This window comes from Patescibacteria group bacterium, from assembly GCA_035549555.1.
Classification (GTDB): domain Bacteria; phylum Patescibacteriota; class Microgenomatia; order UBA8517; family UBA8517; genus Co84-156.
The window spans coordinates 1-9,110 of record DASZQR010000008.1 but is presented as its reverse complement, the minus strand read 5'-3'; the positions used below and the strand labels follow the sequence as shown (position 1 = coordinate 9,110).

The window sequence follows — 9,110 nt, the reverse complement described above, 5'->3', positions numbered from 1 at the left end:
GATCAAGAAATGCTCTAAATTGACGCCTTTTTTCATAAATTCACCCCTTTTCCTTAAGTTAGGTGAATTATGAGGCAACGTTGGGGTTTTTACCTTTAAATTGGGGGTCCTTCGGTTAGGTTATTTCTGAGGCAATTCGGTACAAAGGTCAGAACGTTGGATATTTAGATTATATTATTTCAATTTTGCTATTCTTAGGCATTTTCTTTATGGTCTTAATTTGTCTAGAACAAAAAATATCTATCCAAACTTACAGCTTAAAAAATTTGATTATTGCAATTTTGTGTTGTATAGCAGCTGGTGTATCACTGGCAGCTAATAATATATATGCTAAAAAACTCAGTAAAAGCGGCTTTTCTCCATTTGATATTTTAGCAATAAGATTTATTTTGCTCATAGCTATTACTGGGATTATATCTTACCAAAGGATACATGAAATTTTTAAAATAGAAATTTTAGAAAATATACTCTTTAATGCATTTTCTTTGATAGTTATACCGCAAATTATTTTCCAATATTCATTAAAAGAGTTAGAGCCTATTACTATCTCAATAATTTCACCCCTAATGCCCGTTATGATATTTATTGTAGAAATTTTTAGTAATAAGATTAATCCTAATTTTATAACTATTTTGGGTATTTTTTTTATATGCCTTGCTTCCATGGCTGGAGCAAAAATAAGGTACCATCTGCACCGAGTAAGTTATCAAAGCATTAATGATTCGTCTCAAAAGTTGAAACAGCAAGCATTATGAGAACGGGATATCAAGTGATAGAAGTTCCTAAAACCAGCATGGAAGAATCTTAGCGTTCATTATTTCCAAACTCAAAACAGCGGGGGAAAAATGTCTAAAGAATGGTATTGACATCGAATGGGCAAATTATTAATTAACCATAACCTCATGTCACCCCATGTGTGAATGGAACAGAATCGATTTCCGGTTCGTGCGTCACGGGAGGGGCGGAAGATTGGCTATAAAGTCGTCGGCTTGCTCTTAGTTGCAACGTTTCACTATCGCTGGATGCAATAATAATGCGATATAACTCCATGGCATCTTGGATGTTATAAACTTTTCCAGTCGCTACTAAAGATTCTGCCAAGTCATATATTTCATTGGCACTGGCTTTTAATTGCTGCTTGGCAGCAGGGTGCCCAAGTTGTGCAGCAGCAAAGATATACTTTAAACCTTTGACCCTATCTTTTTCTATGATATCCCGGTAACCGTTAAAACAATATTGTCCAAGTTTAAATTTAGCCTTGGCATCATTGCCATGATCTGCATGAAGTCTTAAAATTTTGATTTTAGCTTGTTCTGAACCATTTTGTTCTGCCTGTTGATAATATTTAAAGGCAGTATCTAAGTTTCGCTTTACACCATGCACGCCATATTCGTAAATATGCCCTAAATAGCACATGGCGTCTGCATTTTTTGCTTTAGCAGCTTTAATATAAACGGATATTGCTATATCTGTATTAATCTCGAGGTCATTATTGCCTGATTCAAAACATCGAGCTAGCTCATATAATGCACGACCAGGATTTTCTTGAACGAGTTTGTGAAACCATGCTAAATGCTTTTCATTTAATAACGCTAATGTTGAAGGTGGTAAATATTTTTTTAGTGTAGTCATTTCTTCAGGATGGATGAGATCTACATTTGTGTGCTTTACATCATCTAGTAACTTGGACATGGCTAATATCTTGGACATGGAAGAATAGTGACTTGTTTTTAATCTTGAAGCGCTATCATTTTTTTTATCAAAGCCGGAAGAAATTTCTTGTGCCGGTATATTTACGGGTTTTTTTATCGTCTGATCTTGATTTTTCGAGTTGTGTTGATTTAGTGAGAAATCCAATGCATTTCCATATTTTATAAATTGAATCACAATTGCAATTTCATCCGTAGGCCAACGGACACGTTTATCTAGGGCGGTCAAGTAGCCTCGAATTAATTGTGTGCCTTGATGGATAAGCGGGGTTAATTGTTCTTGGGTGAGGGGTAAAGAACCATTTTTGTGATTTTCATATATTCGAATCAAAATATCTTTTAAAAATGCAATTTTTTGGAAGTCATCATAGGGCTGAGCTTCCAGCCATTCGACAAACCCTTGGGGATTTTTTAACAATAATTTAATTCTTGTCAATTCTCGGTTGGAAGGATTAGTTTTAGCTTCAGTCATGATCGGATTCTTTTTGTCATTAGAGATAGCTAGATCATACAGAGCAAATCTTAAGTAATTCTTATCATTTAACAATAACAACGCGCGTTTCTAACTCTGTAGAAATGTCATTCCCTCGCATAGGCGGAAATGACAGTCTATGCATAATTACAAGTAGAGTTTGAAGGGCAATTTCTACGAAGTAGGCGTAATTTTGGGATAAATTATTTGAATGGGTTTCTTGTTTCTATTAATGACTGCAAAATTGGTCAATTTATGAACATGAACAGAAGTTTTGCTTATGATTTCTAATACAGTGATGTTTCGAACTGCTTCGGCATCTGCAATCAGAGAACGATGGCAACGCCAAGGTACGGCTTCAGCACACATGATAACAACCCCGTCTCTATTTTTGATTAAGAGATTTAATTCCTTCAATCCTTGGAAAAATTCCTTTGTTTGCATATAATCGGCAAACCCACGGAAACTTGCATTACGCCAACCCATATTAATTGAGTTTTTAATGGGACGACGCAAGCCCCCTAACTTTGTTAGGTGTGTATATGCAATTTTATTTTTACGAAGAGATATGGTTAACGGTTTTTCATTAAACCATGGCACGTGTCGAGATTTTGGTATTGACCGCACGTCAACGACGTGCGTAATTTGGTATGCGTTAAGGATATCAACAAATTCTTTTAGCGTGTGCGTCGAGTGCCCAATCGTATAAATTTTGCTCATAACCGTTGCCGAGATTATATCTTTTTAAGAATGCATGAAGTTTTTAAAATAGAAATTTTAGAAAATATAGTCATTAATGCATTTTCTTTGGTAATTATACCGCAAATTATTTTTCAATTTAAAAGGTCTGTAGATTTTTTCTCAAGATGATTGGCATTATTAATCTTTGTTAAGATTATTTTTTATTTTCTTTATTAAAATTTTATTATCTGGCTTATAGGAATTAATGCCGTCGACAATTTTTTGCAAAATTTTACGGTTCTATTTCGCAATGGCATTACCAGTTATTTTTTCTCGATTGAAATTACATGATGATAATGTTTTATTTAGCGACTACCGCGGTTGGCGTGCCAGGCGTTCCCGCGTAAAACACAATTAAATCGACTGGCTGATCTGTCGTATAGCCTCTATGTACCTTATTTACCATTTCAGCTAATACATCTCCAGACTTTAAGGTTCTATGCAAGCTGCCGTCTTTAGTTTCAACATAGAGTGTTCCCGAAAGGACATAGGCGGCGTTAATGATGGGATGTGTATGCCAGGGTAATGCTGTATGGGCGGGAATATGGATTTTCACCACGGTAATTTCTGGTTGGGAAGTAGGGTAGGCTGGATATTTGGTGCCATCCCACGAATGATCGGATTGAAGCAATACTTTGGAAAAAGTATTTTCTGGATTGTGGTTCGCTGCATAAGTCATAGTTAAAAAAAGACTGATGCTGAGCAAAAAGAACAAACGTATTGACCCTTTAATCATAAGGACTCCCCTGACAGAAATTCTACTAATTATCTCAGCGTTTGTATTAAAGTCAAAGAATTTATTGTTTAAGAAAATTGAACTTCTAGATCGCTTCTTTCTTTGTATAGAGTTCAGCTGGGCTAGAATAAAATAAAACATCCAAGATATACTCATGAATTGTTCAAATTTTTGGATTCCTTCTTTATCTTTCTACAAGAGGCAGACAATATGCGTTTAGGCATTATGACAGGTGGGGGCGATGCTCCCGGATTAAATGGCATTATTGAGGCGGCGAGTAAAGCCTTGTTGGGTATGGGGCATCAAGTGTGGGGCATATATGATGGTTTTGAGGGTATTTTTGAAAATCGGCTGGAAGAATTGACTGTCAAAAGAGTCAGCGGAATTCATGCCTTTGCCGGAACGATTTTGGGTACTTCTAATAAATGTGGTACTGAAGGCAGAGAAGCGGAGTTTCTAAAGAAATACCAGCAGCTACAGTTAGATGGTTTAATTGTCGCTGGAGGGGATGGCACATTTAAATGTTTGTCGTCGTTTAATGGTTCTATTCCGTTGATAGGCGTTCCGAAAACGATTGATAATGATTTAAGTGGTACGGATGTTACTTTTGGCTATGACACTGCTTGTGCCGTGGTCGCTGAGGCGGTTGATGCGTTGCGCACTACCGCCAATTCACATAAGCGCACTATTTTTGTTGAAACCATGGGGCGTTCAGCGGGTTGGATTGCCTTGGGTGGGGGTATGGCAGGCTATGCCGATGCAATTTTAATCCCGGAATGTCCTTTTGATTTAGAGGAGCTCAGAAAATATATCTGGGAAAAACGCGTAAATGGTAAACGAGGAATTATTATTGCGGTTGCTGAAGGAGCGCATCCAAAAGGTGAGAGTGTGAAAGTGGCATTTACAGTCAGTGGTAGCCCTGAATCAGATAGGTTGGGGGGTATTGGAGAATATTTAGCCAGATGGTGTGATGCAGCGATGGAAGGAGAATCGCGGCATGTGGTACTTGGGCATTTGCAGAGAGCTAAGTCACCGACTACCGCAGATAAATTTTTAACGCTGGCTATGGGGGCTAAAGTAGGGGAATTAGTGCGGGAGTCACGTTGGGGTCAGGCTGTGGCTTTTAAAGCAGGTCAGGTGACGGCAGTGCCGATTGAGGAATTTATGGGTGGTTCGCGGTTGATTCCACTGGATCACCCTTGGCTGCAAATGGCGAGATCGGTGGGGATTTTTGTTTGAAAAGGAGAATAATTGCCAATAAATAACGAAAATATGTGCTTTGGGGTTAAAAATGCAGTCAATCAATCAACGTGATGATAAAGCAGAGTCAGAGAAAAAAAATGACAGCATGCGCACTCAGAATTCCATGCCTGATGCGGTATCCCTTCTGGCAAAAAAAGTAGAAAGCCCACCCAATACGCCAAGTCAACAGCGCTATGATGATAAAAAGCGAACTAGAGAACAAGAATTAATTTTAGAATATAGATTAATTATTAATACCATAGCAGCAACTATCAGAAATAATAATTCAGTTTTCAATATCAGCTTACAAGGAGCTAAACCATTTCAATTAAACTATGATAGATTTCAGGAATGGATTCAAAACAACTGGAACGAAAAAAAGCATGTTAACCTCATAAAAATAATGGTAAGACACAGTGAAAATCTGTTGTATGATTTTCCTACTAGAATGCATTTTACAAAATGTGTCCAATTTTTATTGAATATGAAAAAGTATGTGCAATTCTTATGCTTGCCTGATGTCAATAGGCCAGCCTCTGCTCGAGCTCAAGGATCAGTAAGAGGGAGGGATTTCGATGAGAAAATAAAAGATGCAGATTATCCACAAGTTCGGCCTAGCTCCAAAGAGAGTGATGATAAAAAATCAAAAGAGTCAAAGAATGTTGCATCTATATCTAGATATGAGGAGAAACAGAAGTCACGACAGAAAGACAAAAAAAAATCTCATAATCTGCCGATTCCTCGTCCTATATTATTAAAAACATTTCTTAATTCAAAAACACCTGAAGAGTTTTCCTGGTTTGAACGCCTACGCATTGCAATCGATATAGTAAAAAAATTAAAAGATTTAGATGCTAAAGGAGAATTTTATGGAATGCTAAAATCAAAGTATATTTTGATGGATGTGAATGGCCGAGTCAGCCTGCCCGTGTTACAGGGCAAATACAAGTCACCTTCTTGGCGGAAAGATTACTCCATTAAAACGGATATTCGTGATTTTGGTAATTTACTCCTGGAGTTAGTGTGGTTCAATATCGAAAAAGACGTTTTGCATCGACCGGTATGGCCGCCAGATTGCCCAGCAGAAATAAGAGCCCTCATTAACAAATGCTTGGCGAGAAATATCACGCTCACCGAAATAGAGCAACAGTTATGGAAAATATTCGATGGGCTTGTTGCGCAACCGGTACTTTCTTATTCAAAAGAGCATCATCTTTTAGAAATTTCATTTCCGAGTAAAGTGCAGCAACAGAAAAGTAAATTTGTATTACAACAAGGGCGAGATAAAGTTCCACTTGATGCAAAAGTATTAGAGAAAATGAGGGAAAAAACTAAGGAGTTGGGTGAGAAATTTTATAGAGCAGTTGTACAAGATCCACGCTGCGTATTGACTTTCGATGAGGAAGAAAAAGCGAAGAGCCTATATTTTTATGCTCCTGAAATTACTGTGGGAAATCAGCAAAATGTAATTTTATTGATATCATCAAAAGAAGTGATAGACGCTATTTTCACCTTGTTTAAATTATCGGAGGAGATTTTTGTTAGAAAAGAAGAAAATGGCGTGCATTTTATCAGTATACGTTCTGATCTTTTAAGTAGATTTACAGATTTAATTTATCAAAATGCTAAGAATAATTGTGAATTGACTTTAAACATTGAATCTGCTTTAGAATTTATGCCTACCGTTATAGTAGAATTAATTACGGATTTGCATCGTTGCAGTGATAACTATCAGGATTTTAATGAGCCAGTTTGCTTGAGTTCGCATGATATTGCAAAAGAAAATCAAAGATATATCGAAGCTATTAAATCAATGGTTGACCTTGACCAAAAAGATAGTTCATTGGTATTTGAACAAATAAAAGCATTAAGTCAAGATCCAAAAATTTTAACTTATTTGTTAAAAATGATTGAAAATACCCATTTAGAGAGGGATTTAAAATCTTGGATTATTCAATTTTTATTATCAATATTAAAAACTAAAGGGATTATAGCTGCACCATTAGCAGGTTTATATGTTGAATGTAGTCAATTTAATATTTTAAAGGCATGTCCGAGCGATCCAGACCATCTTTATATTGCGGAGGGTAAAAATAAAAAAAGTGGGGATGAGAAAGTATTGATAAAGGTGTGGAAAGCAGATGGTTCTTGCAAATGGGAGCGAAATACAAGTGTGGGAATAGCTCTACAATCAATTCTTGGTGTGCTCGCGCCGCAACAACTGGGCATGTTTTATGACGCGTGGTCATTTAAACATGTTTTTGCAGTGTATCCATATCGTCCTAAAAACTTGCTTGAAGCCATTAGGGAGGACAAAATACCTAATAAATTGTCATGGAAAGACCGTTTGCAAATTGGTATAGACTTAGCGCGAGCAGTTAAGGGTGTGCATAGTCGAAATGTGCTGTGTGGAAATATAAGACCAGACATCATTCTGCTTGATGAAAATAATCGAGCTGAAATTTATGATTTTAGTGAATCTCGTAGAAAACCCCAATGGGATGCAGAAAAGTTTGAGGAAGTTACCCAATTAGGACACATAACCGGGCGCATAATGCCACCTGAAATATCTTTGGGACACACACCGGATCAATCTTCAGATGTTTATAATATCGGCGTGGTGTTGTTTTATCTTTTTACATCGTTATCTGATAAGCCTAAACTTTCTAAATTGGATGCATTATTTTTGCCTGGGTTTCCATTAGCGGTTGCAATGAAAGCGCTCATCCTAGACTGTATCAATATAGATAGAAGTAAAAGACCTGCCATTTCAGAGGTGTTGCATCGATTAGAACAAATATTTTTAGAATGTGAGGAAAGTTTTAAAGCTGGAACATTTAACCACTTTGAAGGAAATGAAGCGCAGCCTCAGCCGATCATTAAAGAAAAAAAGCTGAGTTCAGCCAGACAAAAAGAAAAACCAGCTAAACCTCCTACGGATTTTTTTAATCAGCCGTTAAATTTAGATATTCTTGAGACGATTAAAAATATTTTAGCAAGTATGATCGCTGCCGGCGAAGTGAAGATACGCGGTATAAAAATGTTAGACTCGCAAAATACTGTTGCAAAACTTCAGCAGTGGATTTTAGCGAATTTAAAGGCAGATCAATATGAAAAATTAATAGAGATTTTAGTAGGTCAGATCGATAACCTCGCAGCTAGTCCAAAAAATCATTTTTTATTAGAAAAACTACAAGCTTACAAAAAAACCCACGAATTTTTGTTAAAAAATTGTCCATTCAAGGAATTATCACGTCAGGATGAAGGCTATTGCGCTATCATGTAAACTTTTTTATAACTCTTTTTATAACTGTCATCCTGAGTTGTAGCCGTCATCCTGAGCGCAAGCGAAGGATCTCCTTATGCTGGCGGTAACCCAGTATGAGGTGCCGGTATAAGGAGATTCTTCGCTTGCGCTCAGGATGACAGCTAAATCAGACCCTGAACGACAAGGGAGAAGCATTTAAGGACTACTTTGATCTATTCAGAGCTTGAACCTTTGTTTACTGTATTGACAGCAAATTCGCCAGCCAACTAACATCACGCTCCAGGTAGTAGTTATTATGATAATAATTAAAGGGAGTAGATGATGTACTGGGATATGATCTTAAAACAAGTGTTAGACAAGAAAAGTTCTGCTCAAGAATGTACTTTCAGCGGTATCAAAGATTATAGCCCATGCATCATATCTGGCATGGTACGGCAGGAGCAGATAAAAATCTCCAGACCGAGAGGAGCTAAAAAATACCCTCTCGGTGAGAGTTATCCAAATGTGTATTTCACTGAACGCGAGGCACAAACCATTTGCCATTTTCTCTATGGCAGAACCACAGCGGAAGTGGCCACAATTTTAGGATTATCGCGTAGGACAATAGAGTTCTATGTGAAGAATATGAAAACTAAATTAAATTGCCGGCTTAAATCCGAATTGCTCTGCAAGGTACGTGCCAGTGGGTTTTTGGATCGCGTGGATTTTGGTTGATTCAGGCAATGACTATTTTTCTGCTACGTCCAATGTAATTAAAAGGGTACTATTCACCTGATCTCTGTCGCTCTGCGGCATCGGCATGGAACATATGCAAATTCACCTCTCCCACAAGGCTGAGGGATCAACACAAATTTAGCGATAGAGATGAAAAAAATCAGTAAGTTAGCAATTAATGCTTTAGTGCAGTCCGCCTGAGATCCCGCGACTTGATCGCGGGATCTC

The 9,110-nt window shown here is 37.3% G+C and carries 7 protein-coding genes; 4 read left to right on the top strand and 3 right to left on the bottom strand.

Going from position 1 to position 9,110, the window contains the following annotated elements:
- Nucleotides 1-209 precede the first annotated feature (209 nt).
- Complete coding sequence (locus tag VG895_00630; GenBank protein HWA51548.1) at nt 210-755, top strand: DMT family transporter; 546 nt, start codon at nt 210-212, stop codon at nt 753-755.
- A 145-nt stretch (nt 756-900) separates the two neighbouring features.
- Here the strand turns inward: VG895_00630 and VG895_00625 are convergent, their stop codons facing one another.
- The 3 genes from VG895_00625 to VG895_00615 form a co-directional block, all read right to left on the bottom strand.
- Complete coding sequence (locus VG895_00625; protein HWA51547.1) at nt 901-2,181, bottom strand: tetratricopeptide repeat protein; 1,281 nt, start codon at nt 2,179-2,181, stop codon at nt 901-903.
- A 174-nt stretch (nt 2,182-2,355) separates the two neighbouring features.
- Nucleotides 2,356-2,901, bottom strand: a complete 546-nt coding sequence (locus VG895_00620) for a DUF488 domain-containing protein (protein HWA51546.1) — start codon at nt 2,899-2,901, stop codon at nt 2,356-2,358.
- Nucleotides 2,902-3,223: 322 nt separating this feature from the next.
- The gene (locus VG895_00615; GenBank protein HWA51545.1) at nt 3,224-3,814 is read right to left on the bottom strand and encodes a cupin domain-containing protein; all 591 of its coding nucleotides are present in this window, start codon (nt 3,812-3,814) and stop codon (nt 3,224-3,226) included.
- A 3-nt stretch (nt 3,815-3,817) separates the two neighbouring features.
- Here VG895_00615 and VG895_00610 point away from each other — a divergent pair, with 3 nt between their 5' ends.
- The 3 genes from VG895_00610 (at nt 3,818) to VG895_00600 (ending at nt 8,882) form a co-directional block, all read left to right on the top strand.
- Complete coding sequence (locus tag VG895_00610) at nt 3,818-4,897, top strand: ATP-dependent 6-phosphofructokinase (protein HWA51544.1); 1,080 nt, start codon at nt 3,818-3,820, stop codon at nt 4,895-4,897.
- A 40-nt stretch (nt 4,898-4,937) separates the two neighbouring features.
- The gene (locus VG895_00605) at nt 4,938-8,186 is read left to right on the top strand and encodes a protein kinase (protein HWA51543.1); all 3,249 of its coding nucleotides are present in this window, start codon (nt 4,938-4,940) and stop codon (nt 8,184-8,186) included.
- A gap of 315 nt (nt 8,187-8,501) precedes the next feature.
- Nucleotides 8,502-8,882 (top strand): helix-turn-helix transcriptional regulator, encoded by a 381-nt coding sequence (locus VG895_00600; GenBank protein ID HWA51542.1) that lies wholly within the window; start codon nt 8,502-8,504, stop codon nt 8,880-8,882.
- Nucleotides 8,883-9,110: the final 228 nt, after the last annotated feature.